Origin of the sequence: Kosakonia oryziphila, assembly GCF_900094795.1 — a bacterium.
GTDB classification, from domain to species: domain Bacteria; phylum Pseudomonadota; class Gammaproteobacteria; order Enterobacterales; family Enterobacteriaceae; genus Kosakonia; species Kosakonia oryziphila.
This window is the reverse complement of record NZ_FMBC01000120.1, coordinates 1-1356: the sequence shown is the minus strand read 5'-3', so window position 1 is coordinate 1356 and position 1356 is coordinate 1. Positions and strand designations below refer to the sequence as shown.

Genomic DNA, 1356 nt, shown 5'->3' with positions numbered 1-1356 from the left:
GAATGCGGCAATGTGCATATAAAACAGCTAGTTAAATGTGATTCTACTAATTCGTAATGCGAAGGTCGTAGGTTCGACTCCTATTATCGGCACCATCTAAGAAAATCAATCACTTAGCGTAAAAAAATCTAACGGATTGTATCTTCAATTCTCATCCTTGATAACACTTGGTAAACGCCTTTGCGTTGTATCGGCTCAAGTATTGTACAACGTACTGGCGGGTAGTTACCAGGCTCAAGCCCGAACGGCATTAGAAATTATGCCATCCCTTGAAGCTGAAAGAGTTGCCGGACTCTCTAAACACATCACTTGAACCCTTAGCGATACGTTCCGCGCTTCGTGCGGCGCTCAATGATGCTACACCTTGTGAAAGGTCGCAGAGAATAAACAGGCGTAATGTTGGGAAGACTAACCGGATCGGGAAAGAATCCGGCTCTGCCACGGTTTCGATCACCGGACTATAACGATCACCTGATAAGAGAACGTGCTAAGGCTTTATCCTCCCTGCGAAGGGATTTCACACTGCGGAAGCGCTACGCGCCGCCTTTTCTTATGTGCCCAACACGGCACGTAATGGTCATCTATTATCTGCACCATTGTAACTTTCATTGTAATGTCTCTCTGCTGTACGTTGAGCGCTGGCATATTCAGCGGAGGGGATACTATGTCAAAAGCCAACAATGCAGCAGCCACGAAGCGCAACAACCGTAAAATCCATGCCCGTAAATTCCTGGCAACACCAGAGGGGAAAGCCTGGCTTGCGAAGAAGCAGGAAGAAGATGCAGAGAGCAAATTAGCCAGGGCAGCTAACATTATGTTTTAGCGGATGTGAGATAGTCCCCAAATAACCAGCCCAGCCAATAAGAGAGCACTGATAATGTTAATCGCGTTTACTGCTTTCTTTGTTGTCTGGGTGTAGCCCTTTCCCCTGCCAACATTAGCATGACACCAATCGTTGAAAGCCTGGTGATGTTTTAGCTGTGTCTCTGAAGCCGTTCTGGTGAGTTGACCGTTACGGGGTTTGTATAGTAATACCATGTCTTCCACGATCACGGTAGCATCTGGCGGGAAGTCTTTCGGAATGTCATTCACCTTCTCAGGATAGAGAATGCGGAAATCCTCTGCTGAGAGTTTCCTTTCACCGTAAGCGTAGATCTTATTTTGGCTTCCATACCTTAACTCAATGTCGCTGAACCCACGGCGCACCATGTCATCAAGTTTCGGGGCTATCTTCTCGTAGGTTTTGGTGATCGTGACCATTCTGAATCGCCACGGATAATCTAGACACTTCTGAGCCGTTGATAATACTGGTTTTCATATTCTGTCGGTGACATCTGATTGCTCGAACCATGCCGA

At 46.8% G+C, this 1356-nt stretch carries 2 protein-coding genes; one reads left to right on the top strand and one right to left on the bottom strand.

The annotated features are described in order from the left end of the window. Positions 1-664 precede the first annotated feature (664 nt). A complete protein-coding gene (locus GA0061070_RS25295; protein ID WP_167353623.1) occupies positions 665-823 on the top strand; it encodes a hypothetical protein in 159 nt (52 codons plus the stop codon). Here the strand turns inward: GA0061070_RS25295 and GA0061070_RS24405 are convergent. Further along, the gene (locus GA0061070_RS24405) at positions 820-1260 is read right to left on the bottom strand and encodes a hypothetical protein (RefSeq protein ID WP_090139108.1); all 441 of its coding nucleotides are present in this window, start codon (positions 1258-1260) and stop codon (positions 820-822) included. The two genes, GA0061070_RS25295 and GA0061070_RS24405, sit on opposite strands and share 4 nt — an antisense overlap. Positions 1261-1356 lie beyond the last annotated feature (96 nt).

Coding starts and splice junctions, on each gene's coding strand:
- GA0061070_RS25295 (WP_167353623.1), top strand. CDS start 665: ATGTCAAAAGCCAACAATGCAGCAGCCACGAAGCGCAACAACCGTAAA.
- GA0061070_RS24405 (WP_090139108.1), bottom strand. CDS start 1,260: ATGGTCACGATCACCAAAACCTACGAGAAGATAGCCCCGAAACTTGAT.